Genomic DNA, 17,445 nt, shown 5'->3' on the forward strand with positions numbered 1-17,445 from the left:
AAGCGGCGAGCCGTCAAAGACGGCCCGCCGCTGTTGTGTCATTGCCGCCGGCGACCGCCGGGAGACCTTCGTTACTGCGAAACGTCCTGGCCGAAATAGGTGTCGGCGATCTTCTTGTAGGTGCCGTCGGCCTTGATGTCGGCCAGCGCCTTGTTGATCGCAGCCACCAGTTCCGGATCGCCCTTGCGCACGATGACGCCGGAATAGTCGGCGTTTTCTTCCTGCGCGGCGATCTTCACATTGGCGTCAGGCTTGTGCTTCTTGAAGTCGAGGAACGACAGGCTGTCGTTGATGGTTGCGTCGGCACGACCGGTGAGCAGCAGCTGGATCGACTGGTCGAAGCCGTCGGTGCCGACGAGCTCGGCGCCGTTGGTCTCGGCGAGCTTGCCGAAATTCGAGGTCAGCGACTGTGCCGACTTCTTGCCCTTGAGGTCGGCAAAGGTCTTGATGTCGGTGTTGTCACCGCGCACGATCAGCACCGCCTTGGAGGCGATGTAGGGATCGGAGAAGTCGTACTTCGCCTTGCGCGCGTCGGTAATGCCGACCTCATTGATGACAGCGTCGTAGCGGTTGGCGTCGAGGCCGGCGATCAACCCGTCCCATTTGCCTTCGAGGAACTCGACCTTCACGCCAAGCTTGTCGCCGATCGCCTTGGCGACCTCGACGTCGAAGCCGACCAATGCTCCGGATTCGTCATGATAGGTGAAGGGCGCGTAGGTGCCTTCGGTGCCGACCTTGATGGTGCCGGCCTGCTTGATCTGGTCGAGATTGGCGCCGGCATGGCCTGATGTGACGGCCAGAACCTGCAGCGTTCCGGCGACGATGAGCGAATTGAGCCATTTCATTTTTCTGTGAACCCGTCCTTGGCCGGTGTCCGGCGTGTTGTGAGAGCCGGAAACTGACAGATAGAGCACCGCAAAATAAGGAACCAAATTTCAAAAAAATGCCGATCCAGAAATCAGATTCTCAAAGCAGATCTGATCCATGCCAATCGGCCCGCTTTGCAGTGTCGGCTCACTCTCCCGAACAGCACAAAACAACCGCCATCGGCGGCGGAACCAATCCCCGGTGTGGCACGTTCATGCCGTGTTGTAGGGCGCTGCGTTTCCATTTCAAGAACCCCAGCTGCGCCAGACCCAAAGCAATTCCAGGAAAAGTGGGAAACCGGTTTTCCGTCCGGAATTACGTCAGATCAGGATAGCGGCCTCCAGGCCGTCCGAAAATGTCCGGGAGCAGGAGCGCGGCATGATCGAAGACACGGCAGGACGGACCATGGTCCGCGCGGCGATGAAGGCGCCTTACCTCGAGCGCGACGAGGAGCATGTTCTCGCCTTGCGCTGGAAGGAAGACCAGGACCAGCAGGCGCTGCACCAGATCACCGTCGCGCATATGCGGCTGGTCATCTCGATGGCTTCGAAATTCCGTCATTACGGCCTGCCGCTCGGCGATCTGGTCCAGGAAGGGCATGTCGGGCTGCTGGAAGCGGCGGCGCGCTTTGAGCCGGAGCGCCAGGTGCGCTTCTCGACCTATGCGACCTGGTGGATCCGCGCCTCGATGCAGGACTACATCCTGCGCAACTGGTCCATCGTGCGTGGCGGCACCTCTTCGGCACAAAAGGCGCTGTTCTTCAACCTGCGGCGTCTGCGCGCCCGGCTGGCCAATGGCGCCGAGCCGATCTCCAACGCCACGCTCTATCGCGAAGTCTCGGTAGCGCTCGGCGTCTCCGAGGCCGATGTGGCGATGATGGATTCCAGGCTTTCCGCACCTGACTCCTCGCTCAACGCGCCGCTCGCCGACGATACCGGCACCACCGAGCGCATGGATTTCCTTGTCTCGGACGATCCGCTGCCGGACGAAGTCGCCAGCGACACCATCGATTTCGAACGCCGCCTGCTCTGGTTGAAGGCAGCGCTCGGCGCGCTCAATGCTCGTGAACTCAGGATCATCGAGGAACGCCGGCTGAGCGACGACGGCGCGACACTGGAGGCGCTTGGCGAAACGCTCGGCATTTCCAAGGAGCGTGTGCGCCAGATTGAGGCCCGCGCCATGGAAAAGCTGAAGGTCGCGCTGGTGAAGCAGAACCCGGAGTTTCAGACGCAGGCCGCCTGAAGTTCCTGGTCGGCAGCAGTATTAAGATATTTGCCAATCAGCACATAAGATCAGCGCACAGATTTCCTTCCCCTCATTCCCGGATTGTGAATTCTTTAACAGACCTCCTGAGCTGAAGGGGGTCTGTTGGGGTTTACCAGATCATAGCGGATGAGGATTTTCCATGTCGCGATTCTGTGTGTTTCTTGCAGCTTTGATCCTTGTGACCCTGACGACTTTCGAGGCTAGCGCCGATCGAAGGGTTGCTCTTGTGATCGGCAATTCCGGATATCGGGAACTTCCGGCGCTCAAGAACCCGGACAGGGACGCCGGAGACATCGCAAGCACGTTCCGGACGGCCGGCTTCGACGTTTTCGTCGCCAAGGATTTGACCAAGCTTCAATTCGAGGAGCGTTTCCGCACCTATCTCGCGGCGGCCGACGGTGCTGATCTCGCCGTGGTCTATTATTCGGGCCACGGCTTCCAGATCGGCGGCGAGAACTTTCTCATCCCGGTCGACGCCACGCTCAAGGATGCCGCCGACGTGGAAGTTCAGGCAATCAAGCTCGATGACATGTTGCAGCAGTTGCGCTCGAAATCGAAAATCCAGGTGATCATCCTCGACGCCTGCCGCAACAATCCTTTTCCGCGCAAGAACTACTGGCTTCGCGACCAGTTGATCGTCGCGAGCGGTAGCGGATTGGCGCAGGTGAAGGGGTCTGAGAACGCGCTGATCGCCTTTGCCACCGAGCCGGGAGCCTTTGCCTATGACGGGAGCGGCAATCTCAGCCCATTTTCCTCCGCCTTCTCTCGTCGTGCGCTGGCGCCGAACCAGGAGATCCGGGCTGTCATGGCCGCCGTGCGCCGCGACGTGGTCAAGGCAACCGATGGCAAGCAGGTTCCATGGGAAAATTCCTCTCTTCTCGACGATGTCTTTCTGATGCCCCGCGCCAACCGCCCGGCGCTGCCGCCGGTGCTGGAGAAAATCGTGCCGTCTGGCATCGGGCCAGTGGTGCTGGATCTGCCGGCACCGGTTGACATCGACGGGGGCGCTGTCAGCGTCAGCATCGAAAGCCTGCCGGCACTCGGACGGCTGACGCTTGATGGCAAGCCCTTGGCCATGGGCGAAAGGATCGAGGGCAAGGACCTGCCCCGTCTGCGCATGGACGCTCCCGAATTGACGGGTTGGCAGGAACAGGTGGATACGCTGGCCTACACCACGCACAACGAGTGGGGCGGCGAATCCCAAGGCGTTCTGCTGTTGCGGATCAGAAACGGCGCGGGCGCAGCGGGCAAGCAGCTCGTGGCCTCACTCGCGGCCGAGCAGAAGCAGCAGGTGGTTGAGCGCGGCATTCGTATCGCCGACGCCGCCGAAGCGATCGAAAACCGCGACATCGAAATTCCCGTCGGCGTCGGCCCAATTCCGCTCAAGCTGGATTTCCCGGCCAAGGATCCGTCGATCAGCTTGAAGGTTGCAACCTATCCGGCAACCGGGACGCTTTCCCTGCCGGACCGCATTCTGTGGCCTCAATCGAGCCTGATCGCCGACGACGTCGACAAATTGCGCTACGAGGCGCAGATCGGCTCCGCGACGCCAGTCGAGATAGGCTTTCAGATCCGTGCCGACAACGCATCGAAGCAGGCGACGCTGAAGCTGTCGCCAAGGGTCGATCCCTGCGATCGGGCGGCGGGCGAACCTCTCGACCTGCAAGGCGTTGTCCCGGGCCGGCTGGCGAACGAGATTGGCGACGGCGCGGTTGAACTCTGCCAGGCCGCGGTGAAGGCGTATCCGGAGATTGCCCGCTTCCGCTACGAACTCGGACGGGCGTTGCTGGCCTCGGGCAAGGTCGATGAGGCCAGGCAGGCAATCCAGCAGGCCGCTGACAGGGGATATGTCCGCGCGGTTTTCGCACTCGGCTCCATCGTCTCGTCTGGAATAGGGACGGCCGCGGATCCCGAACAGGGCAACCGCTTCTATTTGGAAGCATCCTACAAGGGTGACCCCTACGCCATGACTGCGTGGGGACGCACCCTGTTCAATGGGCGCGGCGTCCAGCGCGATGCCGCCAAGGGATTGGACTTGCTGCTCAAATCGGCGGCGATGGGGCATATCGATGCCATGAACGATCTTGCATCCATCTTCATGGAAGGCCGCAATGATGTGCCAGCTGATCCGGACCGGGCGCTCGCCTTCTTCAGAGCCGGAATCGAGCGGCAGGAGATGCATTCCCTGGGTGTTCTCAGCACGCCGAAGCGGGTCGCCTTGGCGGTTCCGGCGTGTAAGGTCCAGCCCCCGAAAATCATCACGAAAATAAAGGTCGTTCCCATACCTGCGCCAAGGCCGAAGACCCCCAAGGCAGGCAAGCGGACAGCCGCAGCAATCCCGGACAAACCCGTCGGCCGGACGGCCTGGAGCGGCAATAACGGTGATCGTTCCGGGCGCGGTTCTGCAAATTTTGGTGGTGGTGAGACCACGACCAGCAGCACCAGCGAAGGCACCGTTGGCGAAAGTAGTACCGATACAGCCACCGACAGCAACCTCTGAGGAGTGGCGGTGACCGCAGCCGCACATCGCACGGTCAGGCCCCATCGAACCTAACCGCGCTGCTACTTGTCCGTAACGATCTTGACCTTGTCCCCGGCCGAAACGGAGGCGCCCGGCGACATCGCATTGAGCACCCTGAACAGATCGAGCTTGCGGTCGACACCGACCATCTGCGCCGAGAGCGAGCCCATGGTCTGCCCCGCCTGCACCGTGACGACACGGATATGCAGCGGCTTCAGCACCGCCTTCTCGGCCGCACTCAGGATGCGGAACGAACCGCTGACCGAGCGCGCCACGGGATCGAGCGTGGTGCTGGCCGAGGGGGCCGCCGTCAAAAGCCGGTAGACCTGGCCGCCGGCGCGGATCACCGCAATGTCGAACTGCCAGCCATCGGCGCCGGCATGCGCGGTCGCCGCCTCATTGCCGTTGATCGTCTCCTGGCGCACGCTGGTCTCGTCAAGACCGGCCACCCAGCCACTCCTGATATAGTCGGTCAGCGCGCGGTTCTTGTCGATCGATACGCCGTCGAAGCGGATCGCCATGTCGCCGGGGCCCGTTGCCGTCACTGCCGCCGCCGTGTTGTCGATGATGAAACCGTCCGGCACGGTGAACGACACGCCGAGGCCCGGATGCAGGAAGGTCTGGCCGCGCACATAGCCTTCTTCCGGCGTGTCGCCGTAGAGCAGGCCGTCGATGCCGGCCAGGAAGGAATCGCGGTCGCGCGTGCCGACGCCGGGCGCACCGAACTGGCGGGCGTGGCGTTGCGCCAGATCGATACGCTGCGGCGTGTTGGGGTGCGTCGCCAGGAAGTCGAGGCTGGCATCGGTGGCGCCCGATATCGAACGGAAATCGGTATAGGCCGACATCGACTGCAGGAAGCGGCCGGCGGCGTAGGGATCGTAGCCGGCCTCGCCGATCGACTTGATGCCGATGGCGTCGGCCTCCAGCTCCTGGTTGCGCGAGAACTGCGCCAGCCTCAACTTGCCGCGGATCAATGCCGCCTTGGCGGTCGGGCTGTCGCCGAGCACATCGGAAACAACCTTGGTCGCCAGGCCTTCCTCGGCCTCGAGCTGCTGGCGCTGCAGGCCATGGTTGGCGGTGACGTGGCCCATCTCATGCGCGATCACGGCGGCGAGTTCGGCCGAATCATTGGCCAACGCCAACAGGCCGCGGGTGACGTAGAGATAGCCGCCCGGCAACGCGAAGGCGTTGACGTTGGGCGAATTGAGGATGGTGATGCGATAGGTCTGGGTCGGATTGGCCGACACCACCGTCAGGCTGCCGACGACCTTGGCCACCATCCGCTCGAGCTTGGGATCGGAATATTCGCCGCCATAGGTGGCGAGGATGCGCGGGTGCTGCGCCTTCGCAAGCTCCGCGAGCTTGCTGTTGGCGGCGACATTGTCGACCGTGATCGGCTTGTCGGAAGGCTGAAAGCCGGATTCCTGCACCTCGGGCGGCGTGAACATCTGGCAACTGGCCAGCGCCACAGCAAGGCCGGCCAGCGCGAGGAAGCGCACCAGCGGTCTGCGTCTCAAAGTGTCAGTGCCGGTCGACAGCACGGCGTCCCTTCAGCTCTCGGCGCACGACCTGGACCCAAGGGTCCGCGCCAGCGAAAAATCGAATTCTCGGTGGCACATCCTGCACAAATCAAAAAACCTACAGCGTTTTACACATCCAGACGGATGTGGCGCTGTAGGGGGCAAATCACGGCTCGTGCCGGACCAGTACTGGGCGGACCTAGCCACATCAACCGGACCATGGCAAGCAAGCGCCACATCACCTGTAGCCGGTTTGGTCGTAAATTATGTCCGCTTCCGGGCAACATCGCGTGAACCGCCCGAACTCGCGCCGATATAGCGTCGAAACGCTTCAGGGCCAGTGCCATCGAAAAAATCGGCGGCAAGTCCCGTTGCGGCAACCCTGCCATTGTCCAGAAAAACCATCTCCCCCCCGATGCGGCGCGCGTCTTCCGGCTGATGCGTGACGAACAGCATGGTCATCGCGCGCTCGGCATGGAGGCCGGCCACCAGGTCGAGCATGTCGTCGCGCAGTGCGGGTCCGAGCGAAGCGAACGGCTCGTCGAGCAGCAGCACCGGCCGGTCGCGCACCAGCACGCGGGCGAGCGCCACGCGCTGCCGTTCGCCGCCGGAGAGCTCGCGCGGCAGGCGCTTTTCCTTGCCGGCAAGGCCGACACGCTCAAGCGCCTCGGCGATTGCGGCGCGGTCGGCTTGCGTCAGATTAAGCGACGGCGAGCGACCGAGCCCGACATTCTTCTCGACAGAGAGATGGGCAAAAAGGTTGTTTTCCTGGAACACCATCGACACCGGCCGTGCCGACGGCGCGGAAGCGCCGACATCGGCGCCGCCGATCAGCACGCGGCCGGATTGCGGCGTCTCGAAGCCGGCGACCAGATTGAGCAGGGTCGACTTTCCCGAACCGCTGGCCCCCATGATGGCGGTGATCTTTGACGCGGCGAATTCGACATCGAACAGGAACGGCGTCTCGCCATAGCTGAACGCGACCTGGTCCAGCCGCACGGCCGCGCCTTTTTCCATGGCGGAAGTCACGATCTTTCTCCTCGTCCCAACCAGTCCGCGGCGACCACCAGAGCCAGGCAGACCGACCCGAGCAGCAAAGCCAGTCCGGCGGCGTCGGCCGTGCGGTAGCTGCCCATGCGCGCCAGCAGGAGATAGGGCAAGGTCTGCACCGAATCGCTGCCGAACAGCGCGATGACGCCAAGGTCCCCGAGCGACAGCGCCATGGCGAAGGCAAAGCCGGTGGCCAGCGGCCGCCGTAGCGACGGCCAATCGACCAAGCGTAGCCGGTTCCAGCCGGAAATGCCGAGCTGTGCGCACAGCTTTTCGTGGCGTTCACTCGCTGCATCATAGGCCGGACGCATCGCACGGATGGCAAAAGGCATTGCCATCACCGCATTGACGACGATGACCATGACGGGCGCGATGGCAAAGACGTCGCTGAACGTGCGCAGCAAGAGGAACCAGCCGGCGCCGATGACGATGGGCGGCACGACGAGGACAAAACCGGCGCCGGTGTCCGCCGCGTGCTCGAGCAACGAACGCGCGCCGGAGCGACGGCTTAGCGACAGCGCCCGGCGCGCCATGATCAGCGACAGCGACAGCGCCACCGAAAGCAATGCCGCCAGCAGGCCGAGACCGGCGCTGGTCAACGTCGCCTGGCGCACCGCGCTCTCGCCGGCCAGCCGGCTGAGATCGGCGCCAAGGCCTGATGCCACGGTTGCCGCCATCGGCCCGGCGACGAACAGCAAGGCAAGCACGATCAACGCCGTGTTGAGCGCCGTTTCGATCGGGCCGGCCGAGAGATAGCGGCGTGGCGCCACCGGCAGGTTGGCGTCGCCGGTCACATTGGCCCCAAGCCGCGTCAGTGCCAGCACGACGGCAAAGGTCAGCGCAATCTGCAGCACTGTCAGCGTCACAGCCCGCGCCGGATCGAAGTCGAAACGCAGCGCCTGGTAGATGGCGACCTCCAGCGTCGTCGCCGCCGGCCCGCCGCCGAGGATGAGGACGATGGTGAAGGAGGTGATGCAAAGCATGAAGACAAGCCCGGCGACAGCAGGCAGAGCCGACCGCAGCACCGGCCATTCGATCAGCCGAAAGGCTGGCCTCGCCCCCATGCCGAGTTGGCTTGCCAGCCGCCATTGATCGGCAGGCACCGTGCCCAGAGCTTCGAGGAACAGCCGCGTTGCCAGCGGCAGATTGAAGAAGACATGCGCGACGAGGATGCCGGACAGGCCATAGATATCGGGCCAGCTTTGGCCGGCGATCGCGGCGAAACAGCCGGCTCGGCCATAGAGCGCCAGTATGCCCAGCGCCGCGACGATGGCCGGCAGTGCCAGCGGCACGGTGAACAGCTGCAGCATGAAGCCGCGGCCAAGGAAGCGCGGGTGCCGCGATAGAGCGCGCGCGACGAACAGCGCCGGCGCGACGGAAAGCAGCGTCGAGAGGACTGCCTGCCAGAGCGTGAAGCGGACGACCCGCAAGAGATAGAGATCGAAGGCGGACGCAGCGCCTGCGAGGTCATGTGCGCCTTCGCGGATGAGCCCGGCGAAGGCGCCGCCGATCAGCAACGCGATTGCCGCAAGCGCGACGATGCCGGCTGCGTTGCGGGGGTCGGCGGAGTGTTGCGTTCGCATGTCGCGCTAGCCAACATTGCGGTAGGCTGGCGGAAACATTTCGCGAAAGCCGAGTTCCCGCCCACCCCCCTCTGGCCTCCCGGCCATCTCCCCCGCAAGGGGGGAGATTAGCAGCTTCGCTCCTCTCGCCGCCTTTGCAGTGCTGGAGATTGGCGAAAGCGATTGAGCGCTTGATCTCCCCCCTTGCGGGGGAGATGGCCGGCAGGCCAGAGGGGGGTGCTCAAGCGCCATCCCGAAGCCCTATTTGCTCATCACCGCCAGCCATTCATCGACCCAGGCCTTGCGGTTGGCCGCGACCTCTTCCGGGCTGAACAGCAAAGTCTTGGTCGGTTTGACCAGCCTGTCGAACGCCGGGTTGAGCGGCTTGTCGGTCTTCCCCGCCGGGAACATCCAGTTGGTCTCCGGAATGACATCCTGGAATTTCGGCCCGGTCATAAAGGCGAGAAACCTTGCCGCCAGCGGGTTCTTCTCACCCGTGGTGGTGATGCCGGCGACCTCGATCTGCAGATACTCGCCTTCCTCGAAAGACGCCGCCTGATAGCGCTCGGTGTTCTCGGCCACCATGTGGTAGGCCGGCGACGTCGTGTAGGACAGCACCATCGGCGCCTCGCCCTTGGTGAACAGGCCGTAGGCCTCGCTCCAGCCCGGCGTCACCGTCAGCACTTTCGGCTTGAGCTTCGCCCATGCCTCCGGCGCCTTGTCGCCATAGACCGATTTGACCCACAGCAGCAGGCCGAGGCCCGGCGTCGAAGTCCGCGGATCCTGGATGACGATCTTGTCGGCAGCGGCGCCCTCGACCAATTCCTTCAGGCTCTTCGGCGGGTTCTTCAGCTTTTCGGTGTCGTAGACGACGGCGAAATAGCCATAGTCGTAGGGAACGAAAGTATCGTCGCTCCAGCCGCCCGGCACGTTGTTTTCGGCCACTGGCCCATGCGGGACAAACAACCCGGAGGCCTTGGCTTCGGCGGTCAGGTTGGTGTCGAGGCCGAGCACGATATCGGCCTTGGTCGAGGCGCCTTCGAGCTTGACGCGGTTGAGCAGCGCGACGCCGTCGGCGACCGAGACGAAGTCGAGGGTGCAGCCGCATTCGGCCTCGAACTCCTTCTTGACCGCAGGGCCCGGCCCCCAGTCGGCGGTGAAACTCTCATAGGTGTAGACGGTGAGTTTTTCCTGCGCGGAAGCTGGCGCAGCCAGAAGCGAAACAGCAAGGCCCAGGGCTGGGACAAGACGGGACAAGAACATGCGCATCGGCGCCTCCTTCGTTCGTGTTGAAAGGAATTGAGGCGTCGGGCTGTCCGAAGCGTCTAATCCCTCCGCCGGTACAAACCGGATCAGGTTCAGCGGGTTGGCGAGACTGCCTCTCAGCCGGTCCGCGAAGATCGCGTCCGGCACCCCGTTAGAGCGTTTCGACACATAGGCCCGGCCAAGGTGCCACGCAAGCGGAAGTTTGCTCGAGCATGATCCCGAACCGAAGGTCAGCGACCGCAAAGAGTGGGAACCGGTTTTCTCAAAAAAGATCATGCTCCAAAAAAGGATCTGGATCAGGATGACGATTCAACCAAACGTCATCCTGATCTGGCGGCGGAAGGGCTCGGCCTTCCGTTTCACCGGCGGGGCTGGTAAGGGCCACCGGATATGAGCACATTCACCATCCTGCTTGGCGGCGATCTCATCCGCACGCCGCGGCTCGACCGCCAGGTCGAAGGCACGCGCATCATCGCCGCGGACGCCGGCATCGGCCATGCCCGCCTGCTCGGCCTGATGCCGGAGCTTTGGGTCGGCGACTTCGATTCCGTGCCGGCGGACCTGCCGGCCGATCTCGCCGCAGTGCCACGGCAGGTATTTCCGCCCGAAAAGGACAAGACCGACGGCGAACTGGCCATCGCCGCCGCATTGGAACGCGGCGCCACCAGCCTGGTGCTGGCCGGCGCTTTCGGCGGCAAGCGCGCCGACCATGCATACCTGCACCTTGCGCTCAGCCTGCGGCTGGCCGAGGCAGGCACAAAAGTGCTGTTGACCAGTGGCGCGCAAGAAGGCGTCCCCCTTTTGCCGGGCAAGGCCGGCTTCGACTATGACGACGGCACGCTGTTTTCCGTGCTTGGCTTTTCCGATCTCTCGGGCCTCACCGTTTCCGGTGCCAAATGGCCGCTCGACCATGTCGAGGTCGCCTTCGGCTCGTCGCTGACCATCTCCAATGAGGTCAAAGGCAACCTCGAAATCGCGCTTGGCCATGGCCGCGCGCTGCTGCTCGCCCATCCCTATCCCTTGCCTGAAAGCTGACATGGCCCCGCCCCTTCTCAACCTCGACGGGATAAGACTGACCTTCGGCGGCACGCCGCTGCTCGACGGCGCCGAACTCACCGCGTCCGCCGGCGACAAGATCGCGCTCGTCGGCCGCAACGGCTCCGGCAAATCTACGCTCTTGAAGATCGCCGCCGGGATGATCGAGCCGCAGGACGGCGAGGTGTTCCGCCAGCCTTCGGCGACCGTGCGTTATCTCCCGCAGATGCCCGACATGGATGGCTTTGCCAATGTCCGTGCCTATGTCGAGGCCGGGCTCGGTCCCGCCGACGATCCCTACCGAGCCACCTATCTGATGGAGCATCTCGGCCTCACCGGCACCGAAAATCCCAACGATCTTTCCGGCGGCGAGGCCCGCCGTGCCGCGCTTGCCCGCGTCATGGCGCCGGAGCCCGACATTCTGCTGCTTGATGAGCCGACCAACCATCTCGATCTGTCTGTCATCGAGTGGCTGGAAGCGGAGCTTGTCCGCACCTCGTCGGCGCTGATCGTCATTTCGCACGACCGTCGCTTCCTCGAACGCGTCTCGCGCGCCACCGTCTGGCTCGACCGTGGCCAGACCCGCCGTCTGGACAAGGGCTTTGGCCATTTCGAGGAATGGCGTGACCAGGTGCTGGAAGAGGAAGAGCGCGAGCAGCACAAGCTCGGTCGGCAGATCGTGCGCGAGGAGCACTGGCTGCGCTACGGCGTGACGGCGCGGCGCAAGCGCAACATGCGCCGCCTCGGCGAGCTCCAGACCATGCGCCAGCGTTTTCGCGGCCATCGCGGCGCAGAAGGCTCGGCCACCATGGTGGCGAGCGACGCCGCGGAATCCGGCAAGCTGGTGATCGAGGCCAAGAACATCGAAAAGAGTTTTGGCGACCTCACCGTGGTCAAAGGCTTTTCGACCCGCATCCAGCGCGGCGACCGGGTCGGCCTGGTCGGACCGAACGGTGCCGGCAAGACGACGCTGTTGAAGATGCTGACCGGTGAGTTGAAGCCGGATGCCGGCTCGGTGCGGCTTGGCACCAATCTGGAAATCGCCACGCTCGATCAAAAGCGCGAGTCGGTCGACCCGGCCGAGACGCTGGCGCAATATCTCACCGACGGGCGCGGCGAAAACCTCGTCATCAATGGCGAACAACGCCATGTCGTCTCCTACATGAAGGATTTCCTGTTCAAGCCGGAACAGGCGCGCACGCCGGTGCGCGAGCTTTCCGGCGGCGAACGGGCGCGGCTGCTTTTGGCCCGCGTCCTGGCCCGGCCGGCCAACCTTCTGGTGCTTGATGAGCCGACCAACGATCTCGACATGGAGACGCTGGAGCTTCTGCAGGAACTGGTCGCCGGCTTTGCCGGTACGGTCATCCTGGTCAGCCATGATCGCGACTTCCTCGACCGCACCGTGACCAGCATCATCGCGCCGGACGGTGGCGGCCGCTGGATCGAATATGCCGGCGGCTATTCCGACATGCTGGCGCAGCGCGGCGGCACCCGGCTCGACGACCGCAAGGTGCGGACCAAGACTGAGGCCGGCGACACGCCCGCAGCAGGCAGAAGCGAGGCGGCGGCGCCGAAAGGGCCCGCCAAGAAACTGTCGTTCAAGCAGAAATTCGCGCTGGAATCGCTGCCCAAGAAGATCGAGGCGGTGACGGCCTCGATTTCACGGCTGGAGAACAACATCGCCGATCCCGCCTATTACGAGCGCGACCCCGCCTCGTTCCAGAAGACCATTGCCGCCCTCGACAAGGAACGAGCGACGCTGGCTGCGCTGGAGGAAGAGTGGCTGGAGCTAGAAATGCTGCGCGAGGAGATGGAGGGCTAAGCTTGCAGCTTTGCAGGCGTGCTGCCATGCTCTTGTCCATAGATATCGTAGGGCCGTTGAAATGGCTGATGCTCAGTCTTCGCTCAAGCTCTCCATCGAGCTTCCATTGATCGAAGAGGCTGAAGCCTTGGGGATCAACATCGCTCACGCCGCAGAGGCGGGCATCGTCAAAGCGATCGCTGCGGAAAAGACACGTCGATGGCACGAAGAAAACAAGGATGCCATCGACAGCTATAACGACTACGTCAGGCGTAACGGCCTGCCGCTGGCCAAATATCGCCCGTTTTGAACTGGCCTCGATTTCTCTCTGCAACCGAAAGAGCAGCGAACGGATTGAACGTCGCTTCTCAGCCCGCTGTCTTCGCCTGCCAGGCCTTCAGCGCCTCGTCGAAGACCTTCTCGCCGGGGATGCCTTTTTCCATAGTCAGCAGGGCCCGGCGTCCGGTCTTGTAGACCACCGGCACGTCGATCCAGTCCTGTCCCCTGAGCAAGGTCAGATTGGCGTCCTCGTCGGCCTTGGTGTCGTTGAGCGCCACCAGGAAGAAGCCGTCGGCGATCTTGGCCGGAATGCCGATAAGCGGGCTGCCCGCATCCTGCTCCGAGCTCTTCATGGCCACGCGCAGGATGTTGTCAACGCCACCGCCGTCAAAGCCCTGCGGCGTCAGGAAGATCATCTCGATGATGTGGCTGGCCGGCAGCGTCTGGTCGGTGTTGCGGCGGATGGTCATGCGCAGCTGGATGTCCTTGCCGGGAATGGTCGCCTCGGCGCGGATCGCCGGCTCGGGCGGCGCGTCGCCACCGGGCGATTCCTGCACCAGCGACCAGACGATGCTGCCGGGTTCGGCCGAGCCTTGCGAAGTCGAAGTGCGTTCCTCATAGAAGATCGCCTTCTGGCCAACCGCAACGGCCGGCTCGGGAGCGGCGGCCGTCGGCGCCGCGGGCTGCGTGCCGGCTGCGGGCGCCGGCGGAGTGGCCGCGGCATCAGCCGGTGCTGCCCCATTGGCCGGCGGAGCGGCGCCATCGGCTGGCGGCGTTGCCGGCGGCGTGGCGGAAGCGTCAGGCGCCGGTGTGGCGGGCGCGGGCGTGGCGGGCACTGCAGTGGCTGCGGCATCGCTGGGGGGTGGGGTCGCAGGCGCTGGCGTCGCCGCTGGGGCCGGAGCCGGAGGCGGCGGCGTGGTCAGCGCGGCGACGGATTCGCCCTCGCCAATGCCGCTTTGACCGGCCGCGGGACCAGGGTCGGTCTCACCGCCTTCGGGCGTCAGGCGCTGCGTGAATTTGGTTCCCTCGCCGGCAGCAGCCGGTGCGGGCGCCTCGGCCGCGGGCTTGGCCGGCATCGGCTTGACCAGCGGTTCGGTCGAGACCGTCTTGGTGTCGCCAAGACCGAACATCGAGCTGAACGCATCCTTGTTCAGCCAGATGCCGTAGCCGCCGCCGGCGACCACAAGCAGCGCGGCGACAGCGGCGATCAGCCCGCCATAGCTGCGCTTGCGTTCGGCCGGGCGCAGGCGTTGGAATGTATCCCCGGCCGGCTGCTCGTCATTGGCAAACACATCGACGCTGTCGTCGTCGGCGTCCAGCTCCGCGGCCTGCTCGTTGACGGTTTCGGCGCGCGCAGCAGGCGGCGGTGGTGTCGGTGCGGGCCTCTGCCAGCTCGGCTCCGTCCGGGCGACCGGCGCCGGCTGCACGGGTTTCGCCGGCTGCCAGGCCGGTGCAGGTGCCGATGCAGGCGTGGTGGACGGCTTTACATGACTGGGCTGGTTCTTGTTGCGGTCGATGGAGGAGAAGATGTGTTCGAGCTCGGCCAGCGGATCGGATGCCGGTGCCGGTTTGGCATAGTCCCGCTCGACACTCGAAATGGCGTCTTCCAGCGAGCGTTTCTGCTTGGCGATGACATCGGCGGACAGCGGCGGCGAAAAATCGGCGAGCTTCTTGACCAGCGCGGCACGGGCGCCGTCATAGGTCCGCGTGCGCACGTCCAGAGCCGGCTCGCCATACTTGTCGAGCGCCTTTTTCAGAACAGCAACGAAATCTGCCATGCTTCAGTCGACCTGTATTTTTGTTTCCGCGCCGGCCCCCGCAAATCAGCCGCGATGCCCGGAAAGGCTTCAGAAAACTAGTCTTGAAACGGATCGGTCACAAGTATTGTGTCGTCCCGCTCCGGGCTGGTGGAAAGGAGCGCGACGGGTGCGCCGATGAGCTCCTCGATGTAACGGACATATTTGACGGCCTGCGCCGGAAGGTCGTTCCAGCTGCGTGCGCCGGCAGTGGTGCCTTTCCAGCCTTCCAGCGTCTCGTAGACCGGTTCGACACGCGCCTGCGCGCCCTGGCTCGCCGGCAGATAGTCGATCATTTCGCCGTCGAGCCGGTAACCCGTGCAGACCTTGATCTCGTCCAGCCCGTCGAGCACGTCGAGCTTGGTCAGCGCGATGCCCTTGATGCCGTTGACAGCGACGGCCTGGCGCACCAGCACGGCGTCGAACCAGCCGCAGCGGCGCTTGCGCCCGGTGACGACGCCGAATTCGTGGCCGCGCGTGCCGAGGAATTCGCCGATCTCGTTCTTCTGCTCGGTCGGGAACGGGCCTTCGCCCACACGCGTCGTATAGGCCTTGGTGATGCCCAGCACATAGCCGATGGCGCCGGGGCCGACGCCCGAACCGGCAGCGGCCTGGCCGGCGACAGTGTTGGACGAGGTGACGAACGGATAGGTGCCGTGGTCGATGTCGAGCAGCGTGCCTTGCGCGCCCTCGAACAGGATGCGCTCACCGGCGCGGCGCTTGTCGTCGAGGATTTTCCAGACGCGGTCCATATAGGGCAGGATCTCATCGGCGACCGAGGTCAGTTCGGTCATGATCGCCTCATGGGTGACCTCCCCATGGCCAAGCCCGCGACGTAGCGCGTTGTGATGCGTCAGCAGCCGATCGACCTTGAGGGGAAGCGTTTCCAAATCCGCCAGATCCATCACCCTGACCGCGCGCCGGCCCACCTTGTCCTCATAGGCGGGGCCGATGCCACGACGGGTCGTGCCAATTTTCGTCCCGGAATTGGAGGCGGCGTCCTCGCGGAATCCGTCCAGTTCCCGGTGCAGCGACAGGATAAGCGCGGTGTTTTCGGCTATTTTCAGGCGGTCCGGCGTCACCTCGACGCCTTGCGCCTTGAGTTTTGCCACTTCGGCGACAAAGGCGTGCGGGTCGAAGACGACGCCATTGCCGATGATCGACAGCTTGCCTTGCCGCACCACGCCCGACGGCAGCAGCGACAGTTTGTAGACCTTGCCGTCGACCACCAGCGTATGGCCGGCATTGTGGCCGCCCTGGAAGCGCACGACCACGTCGGCGCGCTCCGACAACCAGTCGACGATCTTGCCCTTGCCTTCGTCGCCCCATTGCGAGCCGACGACCACCACATTGGCCATATTTCTTTTCCCTTGAGATGCCGCCCTGGCGGCCTGGATATGGTTCGAAACGACAGGCCTCTATAGCGTCAAGACCTCGCAAGTGCGACCTTTCTTTGCCGCCGAAAATGCCCTGAGGCACAACAATTTTCGGCTTTGACATCATTTACTTGGGCCGGCGGGGGCAATAGGCCGCCAAACACCGCACCTCCGGCGGCCGGAATCCTGCAATGCATCGACACGCCTACCTGTTCTTGGCCGTCACCACCTTGCTGTGGGGCGGCAATTCCGTCGCCGGCAAGCTGGCGGTCGATCATGTCTCGCCGATGATGCTGGTCTTCCTGCGCTGGGTGCTGGCGGTCGCGGTCCTGCTGCCGATCGGCTGGCGGACGATCAAGGAGGACTGGCCCGTGGTGCGCAAACACTGGCTCGTCCTGGCTGCACTGGGGGCCAGCGGCTTCACTTTGTTCAACACCATTTTCTACACGGCGCTCAACTATACGACCGCGATCAACGTCTCGATCGAACAGGCGGCGATGCCGATCCTGATCATCGTTGCCAACTTTATCTTCTTCCGCCTACGCGTGAACTGGGCGCAGATTGCCGGCGTCGTGCTGACCATAGCCGGCGTGGTGCTGACCGCCTGCCATGGCGACCCGCGCCGGTTGCTGACGCTGGAGCTCAATTTCGGCGATGCCATCATGCTGATCGCAGTTATCCTCTACAGCGGCTATTCGGTCGGGCTGCGGCTGAAGCCGGAGATGCGCTGGCAAAGCCTGATGCTGTCGCTGTCGATCGCAGCGCTGATTACGTCGCTGCCTTTCGTCCTGTGGGAAGCCGCCGCCGGTAAGGTCATCGTCCCCGACATCAGCGGCTGGGCGATCATCGCCTACACTGCGGTCGGCGCCTCGGTCATCTCGCAGATATTCTACATCAGGGGCAACGAACTGATCGGCGCCAACCGTGCCGGGCTGTTCATCAACCTGGTGCCGATCTTCGGCACGCTGCTGTCGGTGCTGATCGTCGGCGAGACGTTCCAGCTCTACCAGGCGCTGGCGCTCGTCCTGGTGCTGGGCGGCATCGGTCTGGCCGAACACAGCGGACGCAAGATGGCGAGCGCTCCGTCGACGCGAACACCCTGAACA

General features: G+C 64.0%; 13 protein-coding genes and 1 riboswitch. Of the genes, 6 read left to right on the forward strand and 7 right to left on the reverse strand.

Annotation, left to right across the window (positions count from 1 at the left end):
- Window positions 1-71: 71 nt before the first annotated feature.
- Complete coding sequence (locus ACWGTI_RS07090) at window positions 72-845, reverse strand: amino acid ABC transporter substrate-binding protein (protein WP_454586397.1); 774 nt, start codon at window positions 843-845, stop codon at window positions 72-74.
- Between the two features lie 400 nt (window positions 846-1,245).
- Here ACWGTI_RS07090 and ACWGTI_RS07095 point away from each other — a divergent pair, with 400 nt between their 5' ends.
- Together ACWGTI_RS07095 and ACWGTI_RS07100 are read left to right on the forward strand one after the other, a co-directional pair.
- A complete protein-coding gene (locus ACWGTI_RS07095) occupies window positions 1,246-2,109 on the forward strand; it encodes an RNA polymerase factor sigma-32 (protein ID WP_454586398.1) in 864 nt (287 codons plus the stop codon).
- 163 nt (window positions 2,110-2,272) lie between these two features.
- A complete protein-coding gene (locus ACWGTI_RS07100; protein ID WP_454586399.1) occupies window positions 2,273-4,633 on the forward strand; it encodes a caspase family protein in 2,361 nt (786 codons plus the stop codon).
- Window positions 4,634-4,695: 62 nt separating this feature from the next.
- Here the strand turns inward: ACWGTI_RS07100 and ACWGTI_RS07105 are convergent, their stop codons facing one another.
- The 4 genes from ACWGTI_RS07105 to thiB form a co-directional block, all read right to left on the reverse strand.
- Window positions 4,696-6,102 carry a M48 family metalloprotease gene (locus ACWGTI_RS07105; RefSeq protein ID WP_454586492.1) on the reverse strand — a complete coding sequence of 469 codons (1,407 nt, stop codon included), beginning with the start codon at window positions 6,100-6,102 and terminating at the stop codon, window positions 4,696-4,698.
- A gap of 336 nt (window positions 6,103-6,438) precedes the next feature.
- Window positions 6,439-7,191 (reverse strand): thiamine ABC transporter ATP-binding protein, encoded by a 753-nt coding sequence (gene thiQ, locus ACWGTI_RS07110; RefSeq protein WP_454586493.1) that lies wholly within the window; start codon window positions 7,189-7,191, stop codon window positions 6,439-6,441.
- Between the two features lie 8 nt (window positions 7,192-7,199).
- Window positions 7,200-8,807 (reverse strand): thiamine/thiamine pyrophosphate ABC transporter permease, encoded by a 1,608-nt coding sequence (thiP, locus tag ACWGTI_RS07115; RefSeq protein WP_454586400.1) that lies wholly within the window; start codon window positions 8,805-8,807, stop codon window positions 7,200-7,202.
- A 240-nt stretch (window positions 8,808-9,047) separates the two neighbouring features.
- Complete coding sequence (thiB, locus tag ACWGTI_RS07120) at window positions 9,048-10,055, reverse strand: thiamine ABC transporter substrate binding subunit (RefSeq protein WP_454586401.1); 1,008 nt, start codon at window positions 10,053-10,055, stop codon at window positions 9,048-9,050.
- Between the two features lie 43 nt (window positions 10,056-10,098).
- Window positions 10,099-10,213, reverse strand: a riboswitch (TPP riboswitch).
- A gap of 229 nt (window positions 10,214-10,442) precedes the next feature.
- On the opposite strand from thiB, the gene ACWGTI_RS07125 reads away from it, so the two are divergent.
- From ACWGTI_RS07125 to ACWGTI_RS07135, 3 genes are all read left to right on the forward strand, one after another.
- Entirely contained in the window at window positions 10,443-11,087 is a 645-nt protein-coding gene (locus tag ACWGTI_RS07125; RefSeq protein WP_454586402.1) for a thiamine diphosphokinase, read from the forward strand.
- A gap of 1 nt (window position 11,088) precedes the next feature.
- On the forward strand, window positions 11,089-12,909 hold the full coding sequence (locus tag ACWGTI_RS07130) for an ABC-F family ATP-binding cassette domain-containing protein (protein ID WP_454586403.1): 1,821 nt from the start codon (window positions 11,089-11,091) through the stop codon (window positions 12,907-12,909).
- Window positions 12,910-12,970: 61 nt separating this feature from the next.
- Complete coding sequence (locus tag ACWGTI_RS07135; protein ID WP_454586404.1) at window positions 12,971-13,198, forward strand: type II toxin-antitoxin system CcdA family antitoxin; 228 nt, start codon at window positions 12,971-12,973, stop codon at window positions 13,196-13,198.
- 58 nt (window positions 13,199-13,256) lie between these two features.
- Here the strand turns inward: ACWGTI_RS07135 and ACWGTI_RS07140 are convergent, their stop codons facing one another.
- Window positions 13,257-14,945, reverse strand: coding sequence for a hypothetical protein (locus tag ACWGTI_RS07140; protein ID WP_454586405.1), 1,689 nt, complete (start codon window positions 14,943-14,945; stop codon window positions 13,257-13,259).
- 77 nt (window positions 14,946-15,022) lie between these two features.
- On the reverse strand, window positions 15,023-16,321 hold the full coding sequence (locus ACWGTI_RS07145) for an adenylosuccinate synthase (protein ID WP_142869266.1): 1,299 nt from the start codon (window positions 16,319-16,321) through the stop codon (window positions 15,023-15,025).
- Between the two features lie 209 nt (window positions 16,322-16,530).
- Between ACWGTI_RS07145 and ACWGTI_RS07150 the strand changes: the two genes are divergently transcribed.
- Window positions 16,531-17,442 (forward strand): DMT family transporter, encoded by a 912-nt coding sequence (locus ACWGTI_RS07150; RefSeq protein WP_454586406.1) that lies wholly within the window; start codon window positions 16,531-16,533, stop codon window positions 17,440-17,442.
- The last annotated feature ends 3 nt before the right edge of the window (window positions 17,443-17,445 follow it).

Source organism: Mesorhizobium sp. ArgA1 (assembly GCF_053714375.1).

Bases quoted from the DNA above. Each gene is read 5' to 3' on its own strand.
- ACWGTI_RS07090 (WP_454586397.1), bottom strand. From the start codon at position 845: ATGAAATGGCTCAATTCGCTCATCGTCGCCGGAACGCTGCAGGTTCTG.
- ACWGTI_RS07095 (WP_454586398.1), top strand. From the start codon at position 1,246: ATGATCGAAGACACGGCAGGACGGACCATGGTCCGCGCGGCGATGAAG.
- ACWGTI_RS07100 (WP_454586399.1), top strand. From the start codon at position 2,273: ATGTCGCGATTCTGTGTGTTTCTTGCAGCTTTGATCCTTGTGACCCTG.
- ACWGTI_RS07105 (WP_454586492.1), bottom strand. From the start codon at position 6,102: ATGTTCACGCCGCCCGAGGTGCAGGAATCCGGCTTTCAGCCTTCCGAC.
- thiQ (WP_454586493.1), bottom strand. From the start codon at position 7,191: ATGGAAAAAGGCGCGGCCGTGCGGCTGGACCAGGTCGCGTTCAGCTAT.
- thiP (WP_454586400.1), bottom strand. From the start codon at position 8,807: ATGCGAACGCAACACTCCGCCGACCCCCGCAACGCAGCCGGCATCGTC.
- thiB (WP_454586401.1), bottom strand. From the start codon at position 10,055: ATGCGCATGTTCTTGTCCCGTCTTGTCCCAGCCCTGGGCCTTGCTGTT.
- ACWGTI_RS07125 (WP_454586402.1), top strand. From the start codon at position 10,443: ATGAGCACATTCACCATCCTGCTTGGCGGCGATCTCATCCGCACGCCG.
- ACWGTI_RS07130 (WP_454586403.1), top strand. From the start codon at position 11,089: ATGGCCCCGCCCCTTCTCAACCTCGACGGGATAAGACTGACCTTCGGC.
- ACWGTI_RS07135 (WP_454586404.1), top strand. From the start codon at position 12,971: ATGGCTGATGCTCAGTCTTCGCTCAAGCTCTCCATCGAGCTTCCATTG.
- ACWGTI_RS07140 (WP_454586405.1), bottom strand. From the start codon at position 14,945: ATGGCAGATTTCGTTGCTGTTCTGAAAAAGGCGCTCGACAAGTATGGC.
- ACWGTI_RS07145 (WP_142869266.1), bottom strand. From the start codon at position 16,321: ATGGCCAATGTGGTGGTCGTCGGCTCGCAATGGGGCGACGAAGGCAAG.
- ACWGTI_RS07150 (WP_454586406.1), top strand. From the start codon at position 16,531: ATGCATCGACACGCCTACCTGTTCTTGGCCGTCACCACCTTGCTGTGG.